12 protein-coding genes and 1 pseudogene are annotated in these 19602 nt (G+C 39.9%); 11 read left to right on the top strand and 2 right to left on the bottom strand.

Annotation, left to right across the window (positions count from 1 at the left end):
• The first annotated feature begins 45 nt into the window (after positions 1–45).
• Complete coding sequence (locus tag ACBP55_RS26535; protein ID WP_464645868.1) at positions 46–1824, top strand: S-layer homology domain-containing protein; 1779 nt, start codon at positions 46–48, stop codon at positions 1822–1824.
• A 198-nt stretch (positions 1825–2022) separates the two neighbouring features.
• Here ACBP55_RS26535 and uidA read toward each other — a convergent pair whose 3' ends face one another.
• On the bottom strand, positions 2023–3837 hold the full coding sequence (gene uidA / locus ACBP55_RS26530) for a beta-glucuronidase (RefSeq protein WP_464645867.1): 1815 nt from the start codon (positions 3835–3837) through the stop codon (positions 2023–2025).
• 22 nt (positions 3838–3859) lie between these two features.
• Positions 3860–4791, bottom strand: a pseudogene (locus ACBP55_RS26525) (MFS transporter).
• Between the two features lie 250 nt (positions 4792–5041).
• Here ACBP55_RS26525 and ACBP55_RS26520 point away from each other — a divergent pair.
• The 10 genes from ACBP55_RS26520 (at position 5042) to ACBP55_RS26475 (ending at position 19495) form a co-directional block, all read left to right on the top strand.
• Entirely contained in the window at positions 5042–6397 is a 1356-nt protein-coding gene (locus tag ACBP55_RS26520) for an ABC transporter substrate-binding protein (RefSeq protein ID WP_464645866.1), read from the top strand.
• Positions 6398–6634: 237 nt separating this feature from the next.
• A complete protein-coding gene (locus ACBP55_RS26515; RefSeq protein ID WP_464653416.1) occupies positions 6635–7975 on the top strand; it encodes an ABC transporter substrate-binding protein in 1341 nt (446 codons plus the stop codon).
• 83 nt (positions 7976–8058) lie between these two features.
• Positions 8059–9669, top strand: coding sequence for a response regulator transcription factor (locus ACBP55_RS26510; RefSeq protein ID WP_464645865.1), 1611 nt, complete (start codon positions 8059–8061; stop codon positions 9667–9669).
• A 135-nt stretch (positions 9670–9804) separates the two neighbouring features.
• Positions 9805–10749 (top strand): carbohydrate ABC transporter permease, encoded by a 945-nt coding sequence (locus ACBP55_RS26505; protein WP_464645864.1) that lies wholly within the window; start codon positions 9805–9807, stop codon positions 10747–10749.
• Between the two features lie 11 nt (positions 10750–10760).
• Entirely contained in the window at positions 10761–11591 is an 831-nt protein-coding gene (locus ACBP55_RS26500; RefSeq protein WP_464645863.1) for a carbohydrate ABC transporter permease, read from the top strand.
• A 325-nt stretch (positions 11592–11916) separates the two neighbouring features.
• Positions 11917–12102 (top strand): hypothetical protein, encoded by a 186-nt coding sequence (locus ACBP55_RS26495; RefSeq protein ID WP_464645862.1) that lies wholly within the window; start codon positions 11917–11919, stop codon positions 12100–12102.
• Between the two features lie 668 nt (positions 12103–12770).
• Positions 12771–14540 (top strand): sensor histidine kinase, encoded by a 1770-nt coding sequence (locus tag ACBP55_RS26490; RefSeq protein WP_464645861.1) that lies wholly within the window; start codon positions 12771–12773, stop codon positions 14538–14540.
• Position 14541: 1 nt separating this feature from the next.
• Positions 14542–16146 carry a response regulator transcription factor gene (locus ACBP55_RS26485; RefSeq protein WP_464645860.1) on the top strand — a complete coding sequence of 535 codons (1605 nt, stop codon included), beginning with the start codon at positions 14542–14544 and terminating at the stop codon, positions 16144–16146.
• Between the two features lie 217 nt (positions 16147–16363).
• Entirely contained in the window at positions 16364–17236 is an 873-nt protein-coding gene (locus ACBP55_RS26480; RefSeq protein ID WP_464645859.1) for a cation diffusion facilitator family transporter, read from the top strand.
• Positions 17237–17374: 138 nt separating this feature from the next.
• On the top strand, positions 17375–19495 hold the full coding sequence (locus tag ACBP55_RS26475; RefSeq protein WP_464645858.1) for a bifunctional metallophosphatase/5'-nucleotidase: 2121 nt from the start codon (positions 17375–17377) through the stop codon (positions 19493–19495).
• Positions 19496–19602 lie beyond the last annotated feature (107 nt).

Genomic DNA, 19602 nt, shown 5'->3' with positions numbered 1-19602 from the left:
GTTTAGAGACTTTTCCCTGCTTTTATCGAAAGGATGGTCTTCAAAGTGAGACGAAACTTACAGTCATTCTGCTTAATTGTATTGCTTAGTATCGTGTTTTTGCTGCCGCAGGCTGCTTTTGCTGAGACTACTCAATCATTTTCCTTGGGGCTGAATAACTCTCAGGTGACGCTAGGGAATGAGATTCAGGTTACCGTCACGGGAAACAATGTCACTGATCTGTATGCTTATGAACTGAATCTCGATTTCGATAATACGATGCTTGAGTTTATAGGAATTAGAAGCGGTGTTTCCGGAGGGTTTTCAGTCGATCCTCAGGTGAATGGCAATCATCTGCAATTTGCGTTTACCAAGGTTAGCAAAGTACCGGGTGAGAATGGAACTGTAAATCTTGCCACCGCAACATTTAAAACGGTCCGTCAAGGGAGCGCTGGGCTTCAACTGAAAAGCGTGAAGCATGTCGATAGTAAATTGAATTATAATACGAACAATGTTGATGCGATGGTAACCGCCTCGATCGTCTCGAGTAGTAACGGTAATAACGGTGATTCAACACCATCAACAGGAGGCATGAGCGGAGGTTCGGGTGGAAATTCGGGTGGTATTGGCGATATCACGCAAAATGGCCAAGCTAGCGAGGGAACCATTCACTTGCAAACCGGGGATGCAAAAATGGACGTGGCAACGAAAACGGCAACCTTTGCCTTAAGTGAAGCCAATTGGGAAAAGGCAATTCAACAGGTAGCAGCAAATGAAAATGGAATCAAGAATATCAAAATTGACATGAAGGAAGTACCGGGTGCGGAAGCCTATAAACTGCAAGTTCCATCGAAGTTGCTCTCAAATAGCGTGTACTCGGTTCAAATACAAGTTGTATCGCCTCTTGCATCGGTATACATCCGAAATAATATGTTTCATGCAGATGAACTATCTGGCGACAGTGTCACGCTGAAAATCGGGAAAGCGGATGTCAGCAAGCTGGATAATAATGTGATGAATCGAATTGGAGACCGGCCAGCCATTGAAATAAGCGTACAAGCTGGCGAGAAGATTATAGCCTGGAACAATCCGAATGCTCCAGTGACAGTACGCATGCCTTATTCGCCGAATGATAATGAAAAGCAGCACCTTGAGCATATCGTTGTATGGTTTTTGTCCGACGATGGACAAACGATCCCGGTACCAAATGGCAGATATGATTCGAAAACGGGTACAGTTGTATTTACGACAACACACTTTAGTAAATATGCAACAGCATTTGTTCAAAAGACGTTTGATGATATTACTTCCTTGGATTGGGCAAAAAACCAGATCGAAGTACTTGCTTCTAAAGGAATTATCAACGGAAGTTCGGACAAATCATTTGACCCTGGCAAGCCAGTCACACGCGCGGACTTTTTAGTCTTATTAGTACGCACTTTAGAGCTAGACAGCAGTAGAGGAATGGGAGACAAATTTGCAGATGTACGTGAAGGCGATTACTACGACCAAGCTTTGAGAATCGCAAGAGGAATTGGGATTACGGTAGGAGTAGGCGATAATTTATTTAAACCTAGCGAACCAATCACTAGAGAAGACATGATTGTGTTGGCAGAGCGTACGGTGAGAGTAGCGAGACAAATGACTACCAATTCAAACGAAGAACAACTAAAACAATTTAGTGATTATACAAATGTATCGGATTACGCGGTTCATAGCGTGGCTGCACTAATCGAGATGGGGCTTGTTCATGGTTATGATAATGCTATTCATCCTAAAGATACTACGAATAGGGCCCAAGCAGCTGTTTTGATGTATAACATTTTCACAAATTTGTATAAGTAATATATGGATCAGTTCAATCAATGAAAGGACAGTCGAATGAGATTCGGACTGTCCTTTTCTTATTTGAATCGGTTATTTTTAACCACATAAGAAAGTATAAGTTTTCGGTTCCCGAAAACCGCTTTCTTATTGGCGATAAAACCTAATATAGGGATCTTTGGTCGTAGACCAAAGTCTCTCCTCGTTAAACGCGGTCGCTCATCTTTGAATGGCCTCGATAGAGGTTTTCTCATAATTGTTTTTGATATTCTGATATCTTTCACGAAGTAAATAAGCTGCTTTCTTTGGTTTTCGATCTCTGGTGAATACACCTTTCTTATTGCCTTCAACTCTCATAATGCCTTGTTTGGTTGCGAAATCGGCAAAGTTCCAGACATGCTCCCCGATTACAAAATCAAGCTCGTCGAACACTTGGTGGTATGTCTTCAAGAATTCACATTGGAATTCTTCCGTCCACATGGTCGGTACAGATGAGGTAAGTCCTTGCATCGTGTCTGCGCCAAATTCTGTTAGGAATACTGGTTTTTCAGCTGTTTCCCGCCATTCAAGCAATTCTTTTTTTAGTTCCATTCCGGCTGTTTCTAAATCGCCGCTATTTACATACCAACCGTAATAACGATTTAAACAAATCACGTCGCTTAAGGTATGAATCTTGCAAGCCTTTGGAGTTGCTGCAAGGAAGCTGACTATGGTAAGCGGACGAGTTGGGTCAAGTTCCCTAGTAAGGTCAACCAATGGTTTAAAGTATTCATAGGCGCCTTCTTCCTCGCCCGCAGGTTCGTTGGCAACAACCCACATCACTACGCTTGGGTGATTTTTATCGCGCCCGATCAATTCTTTGATCGCTTCTCTATGGCTTTCTTGCGATAGGACGGTATCCCAAGTATTCCTTTTCTGTGATGACATGAAGCCGCCTAGTGTCAAATGCAATCCTACAGCAGCAACTTCATCTACGACCACAATACCTTCGCGGTCGGCCATTCGCATGATTTCTTCGGAATACGGATAGTGAGACGTCCGGAATGAGTTCGCTCCAATCCATTTCATCAAACTGAAATCTTTTACGTTTATAGCGTCATTTAATCCTTTGCCATGAATGTCAGTATCTTCATGTTTCCCAAAACCTTTAAAATAAAATGGTTTTCCATTAATCATGAATTGAGTGCCTTCTACTTTTACCGTACGAATCCCGAAGGTTTCATCATAGGTGTCCACGATTTGACCATCTGGACTAAGTACTTGTACCCGAAGCGTATACAGATATGCAGCCCCTGGTTCCCAAAGCACCGGATCATTTACATGAATGACGCCATTAATTCCTGTTGCTTCACCGACAAGTATCTCATCTTCATTTAGAATACGAATTTGAACTTTGGAAGAGCCCTCGACTTGTACCTCGTATTTAACAATACCTGTTCGATCGGTTACCTCCGTTTGAATCGTAATATCCTTGACATATTGTTCGGATGTCGTGTATAGCTTTACAGGTCTGTGAATACCGCTGTAATTAAAGAAATCATGGAAGTAATTTTGTTTTTTGATTTCTTCGCCTGCACTATTTTTTCTGATTTCCAATTCTCCAATAGGAATTGTGGTTAAGTCTAATACGTTATTTACCATTACGGTCACTCTGTTTTTACAATCGAACCGAACATACGGCGCAATATTTTCTTCGAAAGGTGTATACCCTCCTGAATGCTCCATGACTTCATGTCCGTTGACCCAAACTTTGCCGTAATGAGTAACACTGCCGAAACGAAGCACGATTCTTTTGCCGCTCCAGGATTCAGGCACGTAAAACTCTCGTTCATACCATACGTTACCTACATGTTCTTTAACTTTTAAATCCTCTGTGAGTTCATTGTAGCTTGCGGGAACAGGCATCGGGATCGTATCTTGAAGCTTACTTTTTGTTGGGTCAAATGGGATTCCATGTTGATCCTCTAGTCTAAAATTCCAAATACCATTTAATTCGGCTAGTTCTCTTTTCGTATTATTTTGTGGATATAGCATTCGTAATCGCTCCTTCAATTTTTTATTTTGAGTCCTTGCTCACTGCTAATTCATCTAAAATCTGCTTATGTTTAACATCCGTAAGATTATAGAAGAAAGCAAATATGATAGCTGCAACAAGGAAAGACGCTGCAGGAAGCAAGAAATATAACCATTTTAAACCTTCTAGTGTTTTTGCAGATTGAACTGTATTAGGTACATAACCGATTAAACCAAGAACAACGCCAGGCAAAAAGCCGGCTAACGCTTGAGCAAGTTTTCTGAAAAAGCTATAGGAAGAATAAATAATCCCCTCCGTACGCTTTCCCGTTTTCCATTCGTTGTACTCAATGATATCGGCAATATGGGTAGATAATGCGCGAGAATACCTACTATTGCCATAACCGACATAGCTACAGGATATCCTACTTTTGGATCTTGAAACTTGGTAATCATAGGCACGACTGCAATTCCGGTGATAAAGAGAGCGATTTGGAATCCTAGTCCTCGGAAAGAGGCGAGCTTCGTACGTTCTACAGGATCGTTCGTCATCACAGAGGACAGTGAACCGTATGGGATATTGACAACAGAGTAGGCAAGTCCGAACAGCATATAGGTTGCGAAAGCATAGACGACTTTTGACGAATAAGAGAAATCAGGCGCAATAAAAGTCACTACAGTCATTGCTGCAAGAGGGATAGATCCAAATAATATGAAAGGTCTAAATTTTCCATATTTTGAATTATACTTCCTTGAATCTACAAATGAGCCCACCGCTGAATCAGCAAATGCATCAAAGATTTTGGAAATCAGAAAGACGAGCCCCGCCGTATAGGCAGAAATCCCTAAAACATCTGTATAAAATTTCAAGAGATAGATTTGTCCTAAATCGAACATCAATCCATTCCCAAGGTCCCCTGCTCCGTAACCCAATTTTTCTCTAAGACTTAATTTTTGTTTTGTCTTGCTGTTCATAACGGTTGCTCCTTCCCTTGCTGACGAGGTGAATCTCTTTTTTTAATATATCGAAGTCCATATTTGAATACATCCAAGGATTTTTTCTAAAACGAAAAAAAATTGACTTACAGAAAAAATAATTCAAAATGTGCAAAAATTGTTGCATGTTAATGGAATCAATCTGTACTATAATTCATTTGTATCCGCTTACATGAATAATGGAAATGTAATGTTTAGTGGAATTAAGAATGAAAAGGGGATTGATTCGATGTTTAATAAAACATTGCGTAGTATTGTAACTTGCTCAATCATTGCGGGATTGCTTGCCGGATGCTCTACTAGTACAGGTACTACTGCTACTGGCGCCAAGACGCCAGGAGGGACCGACAAGAAAGTCGAGCCTGTAACTCTGAAATTCCACTTTTGGTATAATGAAGATCAAGATAATTGGAAAACCGTCTATAAGGAGTTCGAAAAAAAATATCCAAACATTAAGATAGAATCGGTAACAGCTGGGGACAACAATTCCATCGAGTATCTGAAAAAACTTGACCTTGCTGCGGCATCCGGCGATCAGATTGATGTGATGTTGTTCTCGGCTCCTCAATATTACTCGCAGCGAGCGGCTATCAATATGCTGGAGCCTCTTAACTCTTACATAGCAAAAGATGGCTATAAGGTTCAGGATGACTATTATTTTGACCCCTCGATTGGTGATAAGACTTATGCGCTTCCTGCCAAAAAAGTGTCCTTCTTTGTCATGATGAATAAAAATCATTTGGATGAAGCAGGCTTGCCGGTTCCCCAGGACTGGACTTGGGACGAGTTCCTCGACTATTCCAAAAAACTAACCAAAGGTGAGGGATCGAATAAACGGTACGGAAACTACTTCCATACATTCCCTCTATTTTATCAATTTGCGCAAATGACTCAGATGGACGATTACCTCCTATATAAGTCCGATGGTAAGACAATCAATGTAGATACTCCGTTAAATAAAAAATGGCTCGATATCCGCAAGCAAGCGGAAGTGATGGACAAATCCACAACACCATATGCTGAGGTAATCAGCCAAAAGCTGAATTACAGGCCTCAATATTTCAATGAAAAAGCGAGTATGATTATTACTGGAGACTTTATGATTCCAGAAGCAGGCGGAACTGATAAAGTGCCCGCTAACTTCAAGACTGTTTTCGCACCTTTGCCAAAAGTGAACAAAAGCGACCCGATCACAACAACCTCAGGCTCAGATCTCATGGCTGTCTACGCAAAGTCGAAGCATAAAGAGGAAGCTTACCAATTCGTTCGTTGGTACACGACAGAAGGAATCCAATTGCAAGGGAAGTATATCTCATCTTGGAAAAAAGCAGATGTTAGCAAAACCATCGATAACCTGGTAGCAGCTTCCAAAACACCGGATAAGGTCGATAAGGAATCTTTGTTGTACGTGATGAAAAACAGTATTCCACAAAAATTCCGCATCCCGGCGCCTTATAGCGATGAAGTTGACAAAGCTTATGTTAAAGAAGTGGAAAGATTTCTGCTTGGCGAAGTAGATACGAATACCGCTATTCATAATGCGTCTCAAAAGGTGCAAGAAGTCATCAAAAATAACAGCAAATAAACATCAAAATCAACGGTCTACTCAGACGAACTGAGTTGGTCGTTGATTTTTTCTTGTATAAGGATACTTGTCCCAGACACACTAGGAAAATGGTGCGGAAAAATTTTTTCGTTATTTGCAAAAAATATTGAATGTTTAAGAAAGTAGTTTGACGTATGATTCATAAATAGCCACATGAACCAGCTTTCATTACATGAGATTATAAGTGGTGCTATTAAGGAGAAAAGGGGATTGACGATGCTCAATAAAACAGTTCGAAGTCTGACTGCTATTTCAATCATCGCAGGATTGCTTAGTGGGTGCACGGGTAGTCCTAATGCTAAAAATTCGGAGGTTACCGACAAAAAAGCCGAACAAGTAACACTGAAATTTCACTTTTGGTATAACGAGGACCAAGATAATTGGAAAACCGTCTACAAGGAGTTCGAGAAAAAATATCCAAACATTAAGATTGAAGCGGTAACTGCCGGGGACAACAATTCTATAGAGTATTTGAAAAAACTTGATCTTGCCGCCGCGTCCGGTGATCAAATCGATGTGATGATGTTCTCGCTCCCACAACAATATGCGCAGCGTGCTGCCATAAATATGCTCGAACCTCTCAACGATTACATTGCAAAAGACGGATATAAGGTACAGGATGAATATTTCATTGATCCTACCATTGGAGATAAGGTCTATGCACTTCCCGCAAAGAAAGCTACCTTCTTTGTCATGTTAAACAAAAATCATTTGGATGAAGCAGGTCTCCCGATTCCCAAGGATTGGACCTGGGACGAGTTCCTCGACTATTCGAAAAAGCTAACAAAAGGTGAAGGAGCAAATAAGAGGTATGGAACCTACTTCCATACGTTCCCTCTATTTTATCAACTGGTTCAGTTCAATCAGATGGACAATTACTTCCTTTATAAGGCCGATGGAAAGACGCTGAATATAAACACCCCGCTAATAAAGCGTTCGCTCGATATCCGCAAACAAGCGGAGGTTGTAGACAAATCGGCAACGCCGTACTCGGAAACCATAAGTCAAAAATTAAGCTATAGACCTCAATATTTCAGTGAGAAAGCGAGTATGATTATTACTGGGGATTTCATGATTCCTGAAGCAGGGGGTACGGATAAAGTCCCAACTAACTTTAAGACCGTTTTCGCACCTTATCCAAGAGCGAGTAAGAACGACCCTATCACAACTACTTTAGGTGGAGATCTTATGGCTATGTACGCAAAGTCGAAGCATAAGGAAGAGGCTTACCAATTCATTCGTTGGTACACGACGGAAGGAATTCAGCTACAAGGGAAATATATCCCGTCATGGAAAAATGCAGATGTATCAAAAGCACTCGACAACCTAATTGCTTCATCTAAAACTCCTGACAAGGTTGACAAAGAATCTTTACTATATGTAATGAAAAACAGCATTCCGCAAAAATTCATTATTCCAGTATCTTATCATGACGAAATAGACAAAGTTTATAATAAAGAAGTTGAAAAGTTTCTACTCGGTGAAGCAGATGCGGATACGGCCATTAAAAATGCTACTCAAAAAGTGCAAGAAGTCATAAAAAATAACAGCAAATAAAAATCCAATTCAACGGTCTTCTCAAATGAACTGAGATTGCCGTTGATTTTGATTTTCCTTATGTATGCCAGGAGGAGGAAAAAATGGCAATGTGGAAAGTGATTCTCGTCGATGACAGCTATCCAGTACTTGAGTTTTTGACTACCATCATTCCTTGGGAATCTTTTGAAATGAAGGTTATAGGCATACATCAAAACGGTAGGGACGCGTTGGAGCATTGCAAGGTTGATATGCCGCACATCCTCATTACAGATATTGGAATGCCAGAAATAGACGGCTTAGAACTCACGAAGGCTGTTAAGCAGCTAGCCCCTCCTTTGAAAGTTATTATTCTGTCGTGCTATAACGAATTTCAATATGCCCAACAGGCTGTCAGGTTAAACGTCACGGAGTATATTCTAAAGGAAACAATGGAGCCGGAAACGATATTTGAAATTCTAAAAACAACACAATTGCAATTAGAACAAGAGGACAAAATACGAGAAAGTCAAGTACGTTTAAAAACGATTCTAGACCAGAATAGTTCTCTATTAAAGGAAACATTTATTCGCTCGACGCTTAATCATCCGATAAATGATACTAAACGTTGGCTGGCTGAAGCGTATGAGTTTGGAATCGATTTGGACAAGATTAGGTATTTACCCGTACTCTGCTTCGCAAATAGATATCGTGATTTGAAACAAAGATATCAAACGGTCGAATTGTTCAAGTTTGTTTTTGAAAACGGTTTCTGTGATTTAGTTGATAAAAAAAGACTAGGATTTAGTTTTCTGTGCACAGCCAACGAAATCGTTTTATTGATTCCTCTACAAATAAATCCTGTGGTTAGAGAATACGATGAGATTCTCATTAAACTTACAGACATACAGGAGGAGTTTGAAAAACATTTAAAAATAAGCTTGTCTCTCATGATTTCGGCGCCTGCTCATACGCCGCAAGAAATCAAACAGAGATTGAAGGAATTAACGAACAGTAAGGATCAGCGGTTTTATGCTAATGAAATGAGTATCTATAAATGGGAGGAGTTTCAATGCTCATCTGATGATATCTATAAATATTTCACTCAAGCATCAGATGAACTAAAACAACTGATTGCTGAAGGTAGTAAAGATAGAATGGATGGAATATTAACTGGTTTGGAAAAAAAGCTTAGAACTTTACGGTTTAAGGCGGAGGAAGTACGAGGGTGGGCGATTAAGCTTTTGTCTGATATTGATTTAAAGTATCGATCACTGCAACACTTTCAAAAGGTTTATACAAAAGAACTGATTCATAATACCGTATTGGAATTGGAATCATTGGACGAACTGTTTGATTATATGCAGCATTTCATCTTGGAAAAAATCAATCAAGTTACTAGAACACAGCGCGATAGTCAACGAAAAGAAGTCATTGAAGCGAAACAATATGTGATGACGCACATGTCAGAGAAAATCGTGATGGAGGAGATTGCTCACATGCTTTTTTTAAATGCGAGTCACTTCAGTCGAATTTTCAAACTTGAAACGGGAGAGACCTTCATTGAATTCGCAACACGGGCGAAAATGGAACGAGCACAGGAGTATTTACTACAATCCGAAAAAAATGTAGAGCAAATTGCTGAAATGCTTGGATATGAGAATACCAGTTATTTCATTAAATTGTTTAAAGCATTCTCAGGGATGTCACCAGTTAACTTCCGCAGGTTAAAGTGAACATACATATTTTGTTATAAATAGGGAATTAAATAAACGCGCAAATATTTTTCTGAAAAGAAAAAATACTTAGATGTGTTTGCTCTTTCAGCTCCCTATAATGAAAGCATAACCAAACAACAAGAGGTGATCGAATTGAAACAAGGCTTGATAGAAAGACCCACTGGAACCGTATCTAAGAAGGTTTTGCACTATTCTCGAAAGCGTTCTCACAACGATGCATGGGCTGGTTTATTTTTTACTGGACCTATGCTCATTACGACTACAGTGCTTACGATTATACCTATTTTGCTTTCCGGTATCATTAGCTTCACCGATTGGAATTTTATATCGGGTCTAGGCAGCATCAAATCAGTTGGGTTCGCTAATTACCAAAAGCTGTTCCAAGATGTGGAGTTCATTCATTCCATGAAAAATAACATTGCGTTGATGGCCGTTGTACCCGTTTCACTTTTTCTTTCTTTAATATTGGCCGTGCTTATTAATAAAGTAACGTACTTCAAAACCTTTTTTAAGGTAGTCTACTTTATGCCGTTTATTTCCAGCTTTGTTGCTGTGGCTGTCCTTTGGAGGGTATTATTTCATCCGACCAACGGTCCGATCAATGGGTTTTTAAAGTCAATCGGGATTGCACATCCGCCGTTGTGGCTCGCTGACACGAATTATGCCCTACTTTCAGTAATGATTATCTTGGTATGGTCGTCTTTGGGATTCAATATGATTATTTTTATGGCTGGGCTGCAAAACATACCCAAGGATTTGTATGAGGCGGCTGATATAGATGGGGCCTCACCCATTCGTCAATTTTTCTCCATCACTCTGCAAATGCTTTCACCAACGACTTTCTTTCTGCTAATAACCGGCTTGGTTGCTTCCTTCAAGGCGTTTGATCTCATCATGATCTTAACGAACGGAGGACCAGCCGGATCCACATCCGTAATTGTATTTTACTTATATGAAACTGCATTTATAAATTTGAAGTCCGGTTACGCTTCTGCGATGGGCATCGTACTACTACTCTTCATTCTAGTGATTACTCTTATTCAATGGGTTGGTCAAAAGAAATGGGTAAACTACTAAGGGGTGTTCCAATGAAATCAATTCGTTTTGATCGTACATTAGTTACTTTAATTATGGCAATATGCGGAATATTTTTTGCTATGCCTTTCTTATGGATGCTCTCTGCTTCATTCAAACCAGAACTCGAAGTGCTGGCTTATCCCATTCAATGGATTCCGAAGACATGGAGAGCAGCTGAAAATTACACAGAGGTTTGGGCTGGGGCGCTGCCTTTTACAATGTATTATTGGAACAGCTTGAAAGTATCTGTATTAACAACTCTGTTCTCATTGCTGATTTCTTGTATGGCAGCCTATGGCTTCTCAAAAGTGTCCTTCAAGGGGCGAGATATTCTGTTCATTTTAGTGTTAGTAACCTTCATGATTCCTAGCCAGGCCATCTTGGTACCGCAATTTATTATGATACGTTGGATGGGATTATTCGATAGTCATATTGGTCTGATCCTGATAGGTGCATCCGGTGTTCTCGGGACATTCCTGCTGCGGCAGTTTTTTATGGGTATTCATAATGAAATTATCGAATCGGCGAGGATTGACGGTGCGAATCACTGGACTATCTTCTCCAAGATTACAGTTCCGCTTGTTAAGCCGGCAATGGCGACTTATATGATCCTGCGATTTATCTGGACTTGGAATGATTACCAGAATCCGTTGATTTTTATCCGTTCGGATCAATTGTTTACATTACAGCTCGGTATGCGTAAGTTTGCTGATGCGAATGGCGAGTTTTACTCCCTCATCATGGCTGGAGCCGTATCTGCTATTTTACCCTTGCTAATCATTTTCATTATTGGACAGAAACATGTTATTGAGGGCGTTGCCATGGGGAGTGTAAAGGGATAAACAATGGTTATCGGACTCGGATTTCTACTAATTTGGGGGATGAAGAGTATGTGCGTATATTGCATCAAATGTAATAAAATTGTTCCCTTAACGAACATAGCTATTACGTTTAGAACAGGATTTTACAAGTTGAAAACTCGTCTTGGAATTTGCAAAGATTGCGACACATCTATCACTTCAAATCTGAAATAAGGAAGGAGAGTTACTAGATGAAAAAAGGTAAAATCGACGTTCAAATGATGATGCTCAAAGGCAAAGTTGAGGAAATAGGGGTTTTCTCATACGTATAGGTCAGCTCGATTCGAGTGCCTTAGAGGGTGGAGACATGAGTAAATTCATGCAGGCTTTCTCCAATGTTGTACAATTTGCTGAGGTTGGTGAGGGCAGCCTTGATATGAAAGGTATTATTGAGGCAGGTCTGGAAAGTGGCTCACAGTATTTCTTAGTAGAGCAAGATGATTTGTACGGGCGAGATCCATTTGATTGCTTGAAAACTTTGATGACAACTTAAGAAAATTAGGTTACGCAGATTGGTTTTGAAAGCGAAAATGGCTTTGAGATGGCATGAAATACTGTTGATTATTTGGAAAATGACTGCATGAAATATTGCAGTCATTTTTTTATGTCAATTATTGATGTAAAGAGAAGGAGATTGAATAATATTAACAAGAAATATGGATTTGCCATGTGGGGCAATTTTTCGGCGCTGAGAAGTCCTTTTTGGACGTCTCAGCAACACTTTGCTACTTTTTCGACGGTGAGATTTCCATTTCGGCTCTCTCAGCACAATTTGGAGGTTAACAAGCATCTTTCTAGCGCTGAGAAGTCCTTTTTGGACGTCTCAGCAACACTTTGTTACTTTTTCGACGGTGAGAAGTCCATTTCGGCTCTCTCAGCATACATTTAGCGGTTTACATGCATCCTTCTAGCGCTGAGAAGTCCTTTTTGGACTTGAAATGATATAACCTCAGAAAAAATATTTCTTCATATGTCAAAATAATTGATGGTATAGTCGGTTGGCATATCGTATGATTCAGAATAATTGGAAATCATTTCGTAAAAACTAAAAGGCTGTCTTAATCACTAGAAACGGTATAATGATGTTGATTCATTAGCGTTATGATCTAAAAAAATTCCTTCATCAGTTATGGTCCTTTAGTCTCTAAAAAGGAGCTTATCATGTTATTATTCTTCCCAAATCTGTCCCTCAGGAAAAAATTGATTATTACATCAATCGCTTGTTTGATACTGCCAACCATCATCATGCTGTACATCACAAACGTTTTTTCACAGCGAATCATTCGAGAACATACGTTAGAAAGTTCAAACCAGATTTTACAAAATGTGCAGGGTCAAATCAATAAGGTAATCGATGAAATGGTTGCCGTATCGAACATGATTCAATTTAATTCGGAGCTAAAGAGCTTGCTTAAGGGTAAGTATGATCCTTTAGTAATGAAGTCGGTAACGGAAAAATTAGAACAATTGGTTAGCGATAAACCCGATATACAGCTCACCCTGCTTACTATGGATGGACGCTACTTTTCAAGTTATTCGTATTATGAGTTTGAGCCCTCAAATTTTAGGAAACAAGCCTGGTTTGATGATTTGTCTCGATTGTCAGCTTTAGACACGCTTTTTTTAGGCGTCCAACCCAATTATTTGAAATCCCAGGCAGAAGAGAACCCTTACGTCATCATGACAGCTCGAGTATTAATGGATAATTCTGCGAATCCACTTGCTTATTTGATCGTAAGCCGAATGGAGAATACATTCAGTACTATTTTCGATAAATTTTCCGAGGAAATTTTTCTGTTGGATACGAATAGCCGTATACTAGCCCACAGAAATAAGGATTACATTGGGGATAATTTTCTAAATTTAATTCAAAAAGGTGTTGTTGAATCACCTGAGATGATTAGCTTAGATGGAAAATCTCACCTCTATGTAACTAAACCCCTGCGTCATGCGGGTTGGACCCTGGTCAGTCTGACTCCGTACGAACAATTAACTGATAAATTAAACAACATTTCTCGGTCCGGTTTGGTTTTACAGGTGCTTTTTGTAGTTGGATTTATCATCATTCTCGCTTATTTGATTCGGAAATTTACAAAACCAATTCAAGAACTTGGTGAAGTTGCGCTTAAGGTTGAAGCTGGGGATATAGAGGTGCGATCTAACATAAGAGGAAGGGATGAAGTAGGACGTCTAGGTCGTGCTTTTGATCTTATGCTTGACCGCGTACTCCAGATGCTCACACAAGTCAAACTTGAACAAGAGCTTAAGCGGCAGGCCGAGATTGAGATGCTGCATGCGCAAATTCATCCTCATTTTTTGTTCAATGTACTAAGCTCCATTCGTTTAAAGTTACTAATGAAAGATGACGAAGAGAACGCCGAGCTAGTTGGATCTTTGTCAACTCTATTACGTTCTACTATCTCCACACAGCAGGAGTTTGTGTCTTTGCTTGTTGAGGTTGAAATGGCCAAGCAGTATATGGAATTAATGAATTTTACAATGCGGCATCCAGCCGTTTCTCACATCCATGTGAATCCCGAGTTGCTTCCGGAAACTGTACCAAGATTTATACTACAACCAATCATTGAAAATGCTTATAAGCATGGTTTTACTGGAAAAAGCGGATTTATTACGATAAATGCGGACAAAGTAGAAGAAAACTTACAGATTTCGGTTAGTGATAATGGGCTTGGTATGGATACTAATACATTGAGTTCTTTACAGGAACGATTAATGCTTAACAAAAGACAGATTATTGAAGGATCTGCTGACAATGGTAGTAATCATTTATCAGGTATAGGGCTATCTAATGTATATGAACGTCTAAAGTTAATTTATGGGGAGCAATTTCAGATGACGATACAAAGCGAGAATAATCTTGGTACCAGGGTTGTAATGATCTTCCCAATTTCAAAAACGGAGAATAAATGATATGTATAAAGTAATTATCGCTGACGATCATATGCCTGTTATTGATTACTTGACGGCAAAAATCCCTTGGCAAGAACTCGGTTTGGAGCTAATTGAAGCCAGTTCTGATGGAGAGGAAGCGGTTCAGGCATGCAAAAATCTTCCGCCTGATATTCTTATTACCGATATCGGTATGCCGATCATGAATGGATTAGATTTAATTGAAGAGGCTAGAAAAATCAATCCTGGCTTAAAGACTGTCATTTTGTCTTGTCATGAAGATTTTCAATTTGCTCAAAGGGCAGTAAAGTTGAGCGTTAATGACTATATTTTAAAAGAAACTCTTCGCATCGATCAGTTGGTAGCTATTCTACGCGAACTTATTAAACAATTGAACGAAGAAGAAGCAAATCTGCGTAACCTGCAAAAACTTCAAGATGTCGTTTTTCATAGCCTCTCATCGGTAAGAACAACCTTTTTGCGATCATTGATAGACCAACCTATTTGGAATGAGACAGAGTGGCTAGAGAAGGCTGAAAATAGTGGCATTCGATTAGTGAAAGGAACTCCTTATATACCTGTACTATGCATGCTAGAACGGTTTTCGGATGTAGAGAAAAGGTTCGGTGGAGGGCACCAACTTCAATTTGTAATAGATAATGCACTGAACGAATCTGTCAAAATCGAGGGTAGTGTTGTCATAACACTTAACGAGAGACATTATTATGTCCTATATCCCTATTCCAAGTCAATTAAAAGAAATACATTGGAAGAAATAAATGAAGAATTACAAAATGTTCAGAAATCAATAAATCGTTATATGAAAATTGGAACTTCTTTTTATATAGGTGAAGTTTGCGATACGATGTTAGTATTAAAAAAACAGACCACTTGTTTATTAAATTCAAAAAACTTCCGTTTTTATTCAGGAGAAAATCGTATTTTGAAATTGCAGCAAATTGAGATGACTAAGGATGATATATTCGTTTGTTATACAGCGGCTCTGGATGACTTCAAAGATTGTATTTTAAAATATGATGTTGACTTTGTAAAATCAACAATTGCCAAGTGGATTGGACAAATTAATGCAAATAAGTATCCAATGGATTCTGTCCTTAGTTGGGTGTTAAAAATCGTTTCTGATATAGAACTGAAGTATACAGTCATGCAGCATTTCTTAACGAACTATAGTACAGAGGTATTGCAACAAACGGTATATGGAATCGATACGCTAAATCATCTTAGTGAATGGTTAATCGGATTTTTGGTTGAAAAAATGGAAAACGTGAGATTGCACCAAGATCAATCTAGCCGCAAGGAAATCGTCGAGGCGCAACGTTATGTGATGATGCATTTGAATGAAAAAATCAGTATGGACGAAATGGCTAAACGATTAGATCTTAATTCGTCGCATTTTAGCCGTATTTTCAAAAAGGAGACTGGAGAAACATTTGTAGAATTTGTCACGAGAAGTAAGATGGAAAGGGCTCGTGAATTGCTTGATAAATCGAATCAAAGCGTTGAACAAATTTCAGAAGAACTTGGTTTTGATAATAGCAGCTATTTCTTCAAATTATTTCGCGCCTTCTCTGGCATGTCACCTACTGAATACCGTAAAAAAATATAACGATTTATAGTTGTGACGGTGATCTTATGAGGCTTCTTGCTACTTGCGAGGAGCCTCTTTTTTATTGTGCCAATATATTTCCCCTTACGCAAATTAGTTGAAGTGTTCCTATTATTAGTGACAGGGACAACACTGTTTCTCTAGACCCACTCATATTATGTCGGGTATGATTCCTTAAGAGAAAAAAATGTGGGAACATATTCGTTGGAGGAATAATATGGACACTTATAACGAGATTAAACAAGGGGAAAAAGGGGCATGGTTAAGTATCATTGCCTATATATGCCTCTCAGCTATCAAACTATTTATTGGTTATGTATCAGGATCAGAAGCTTTGTTGGCTGATGGACTTAATAATACAACAGATATTATTGCCTCATTTGCTGTTCTTATTGGTTTGAAAATTTCTCAAAAACCACCTGATAAAGACCATCGATATGGGCATTTTCGTGCTGAAACGGTGGCTGCTTTAATTGCGTCATTTATCATGCTCGCTGTCGGACTTCAAGTTTTATACCAAGCTGTTCAGAAATTTTTTGAGCCGACCATTGGGACTCCAGATATGATTGCCGCATGGACAGCATTGTTCTGTGCGATTGTAATGATGTATGTCTATAAGTATAATATTCGCCTTGCAAAAAGAATTAACAGTAACGCTTTGATGGCAGCGGCACAGGATAACCGTTCGGATGCTATTGTCAGTATCGGTGCATTTGTCGGAATCATCGGTTCTCAGTTTGGCTTCCCTTGGTTGGATCCATTAACAGCAACCATTGTGGGCTTAATTATATGTAAAACAGCATGGGATATTTTTAAGGATGCTTCCCACGCTTTAACAGATGGCTTCGATGAAAAAGAGCTTGAGGAAATAAAAAAAACGATTGAAGATACCTCAGGTGTTGGGGCAATAAAAGATATCAAAGCCCGAGTGCATGGAAATAATATTTTAGTTGATGTTACGATCCACGTAAATGGCAACTTGAATGTAGTGGAAAGTCACGAAATTACAGAAAAAATAGAAGAACGTATGATGGCTGAGCATAAAATCACACATGTTCATGTTCATATTGAACCCTTAGAAGCTATCTAACTGGTGGGTGGAATCCATATGAATCTTATATTCGAGAGTGATTGTTGGTGTGGGGATTTTACAATTTTTTGACAATAGGAAGATTATCAAATGTTATAATGACTTAAGATATATTAAAATGCGGAGGGAAGGTAAATCATGAAAAAATTGATTTTTAATCGGCAAACCGGAGTAGCTGCGTCACTAGCCGGTACCTTATTGCTCTTTATTCCAATAGTAGGTTTTGCCCATGAAAGCGGTGCTGCCGATTCTAGCCCTGTTCAATCGCAATTTGTAGGGCAAATCTTTGAAAAATCTCAACATCCGCTCCCGCATATTTCATTTACCATCATTCACGATACTCATTTTCACGGAAACTTCGGGAATCCGAAAGAACCGAATAACATTGCTAATTACTTTGGTATTGCGAACAAAATCAAAGCCGCTCAACCCAATTCGTTATTCATCGGCAACGGTGACGATCTCGGAACGTCGGTTATTTCTTCTACATTTCAAGGGCAACCCATCGTAGATGCTTTCAATGCGGGCAAGCTCGATGTCGATACATACGGCAATCATGATTTTGATATGGGGCCCGATCAGCTGTCGAAGTTAGTGAAAGCGAGTCAATTCCCATGGGTCAGCGCCAATGCGATTGACAAGCGTACAGGGGATGTTTTCGCCAAGGAATCCGGTGCGAAACGATATATCATCAAAGAAGTTGGCGGTGTGAAAATCGGGATTACAGGGCTCATTAACGAGGAAGCGCCCCAAATTACTTCCATGGGACCGAATGCCATCGTTCTAAATCCAGTAGAAGCTATGAAAAAGATAATTCCCGAAATGAAGGCAGCAGGCGCCCAATTCATCATCGTTTCTTCTCATCTCGCCAGTCCTGATGCTAGGGTAGTCGCAGAGAAAGTGGATGGAATCGATTTGATCGTTGGCGACCATGCTGCTTTTGCCTTTGATAGCCCAGAAAAAATCCATAATACCTTACTTTGGTTTATCGGCGATGAGTTTACTTATCTTGGGGAAATCAATTTCAACTTTGATAATGGAAAAGTAGCGGATTTCAATTATCACCGCTATGCCTTGAAAACTGATGTGGCAAAGGAAGGTTATCAGCCTGATCCGAATGTTAAAGCTGTCATGGACAGCTATAATGCGAAGCTCGGCAAAGAGCTTGAAGTGCAAATAGGTAAGAGCTTGACTGAGATGGATGTTATGAAAGCCTCTCAGCGCAAAATGGAAACAGCTATCGGCGATCTGGTAGCGGACGCGATGAAGGATTATACAAAAGCGGACATGACGATCATTAACGGAGGAGGCATCCGTGCGGAACGTGTATTCCCAGCAGGTCCGTTGACCAAAAAGGATATAATGGATGCAATGCCTTTTGCGAATTACGTAGAAAAATTGGATATTACAGGAGATCAACTGTATCAAGCATTGGAGAACGGAATTAGTCTAATCGAAAGCGGCGCAGGGCGCTACCCGCAAGTGAGCGGCATTGAGTTCTCTTATAACCCGAAGCTCCTTCCCGGGGCTCGCTTGCTTGACGTAAAGGTAAAGGGTCACCCGCTCGACCGCAAAGCGCATTATACGATTGCTGTAGTTGATTTTGTCGCCGAGGGTGGTGACGGCTACGATATTTTCAAGGGCTCGAAGGTGTTACTCGATAAAAATGCAGGTCCACTTCTATCCAAAGTAGTTGCCGATTATATTCAGCAAAAGGAAACCGTTGCTCCAAGAATAGAAGGGCGAATCCAAATTTCTGGCAATGTCCCAAATAACTATTATTCGGACTTATCTGGACAATCGTTTGAAACTGTTTATGCAGTAACAGATATGCTGTATAGGAACATTGTGGGGGCTGCCGACGGCGGAAAGCAGTTCCAGCCGGATCAAAATGTGACTGTTCGTGAATTTGCAAAAGCATTGAGTAAAGCGGTAGGAGTAACGTCATCGGCGGCTGTGGATTCCGCAGCAGGCGTACTTGATCCGAACGCCAAGCTAACGCGTACACAAATGGCCGTTCTTATGTCTAATGCTTTAATTGCTGTCGGTAAATACCCTCAGATAAGTGATGACGTCAAAAAATCGCTGAATGCTTTTGCAGATAAAGTTGAGGGGAATGACGACTGGGCTGTCGTAGCTTACACGGGCCTTATTCGTGGCAAATCGGATGAGAAGGGAACAACCTTTCTTGCTGTCTCCGATTTCGTTACCCGCGCGCAAATGGCTATAGTAATAGAGCGATTGTTACAATTAAAGTAAAAAATGAAACACCCGTGTACCCCCTAATCATTTTGACTTGGGCAGGTAGATATGATGATCTAGAAGTCCCTCTGAACAATTATTACAAAGTATGCTTTGACGTATAA

The sequence above is a fragment of the Paenibacillus sp. WG02 genome, assembly GCF_055396115.1.
Note: the sequence above shows the minus strand (reverse complement) of the source record. Positions and strands in the feature narration are given on the sequence as shown.

Bases quoted from the DNA above. Each gene is read 5' to 3' on its own strand.
- uidA (WP_464645867.1), bottom strand. From the start codon at position 3,837: ATGCTATATCCACAAAATAATACGAAAAGAGAACTAGCCGAATTAAAT.
- ACBP55_RS26520 (WP_464645866.1), top strand. From the start codon at position 5,042: ATGTTTAATAAAACATTGCGTAGTATTGTAACTTGCTCAATCATTGCG.
- ACBP55_RS26515 (WP_464653416.1), top strand. From the start codon at position 6,635: ATGCTCAATAAAACAGTTCGAAGTCTGACTGCTATTTCAATCATCGCA.
- ACBP55_RS26510 (WP_464645865.1), top strand. From the start codon at position 8,059: ATGGCAATGTGGAAAGTGATTCTCGTCGATGACAGCTATCCAGTACTT.
- ACBP55_RS26500 (WP_464645863.1), top strand. From the start codon at position 10,761: ATGAAATCAATTCGTTTTGATCGTACATTAGTTACTTTAATTATGGCA.
- ACBP55_RS26495 (WP_464645862.1), top strand. From the start codon at position 11,917: ATGAGTAAATTCATGCAGGCTTTCTCCAATGTTGTACAATTTGCTGAG.
- ACBP55_RS26490 (WP_464645861.1), top strand. From the start codon at position 12,771: ATGTTATTATTCTTCCCAAATCTGTCCCTCAGGAAAAAATTGATTATT.
- ACBP55_RS26485 (WP_464645860.1), top strand. From the start codon at position 14,542: ATGTATAAAGTAATTATCGCTGACGATCATATGCCTGTTATTGATTAC.
- ACBP55_RS26480 (WP_464645859.1), top strand. From the start codon at position 16,364: ATGGACACTTATAACGAGATTAAACAAGGGGAAAAAGGGGCATGGTTA.
- ACBP55_RS26475 (WP_464645858.1), top strand. From the start codon at position 17,375: ATGAAAAAATTGATTTTTAATCGGCAAACCGGAGTAGCTGCGTCACTA.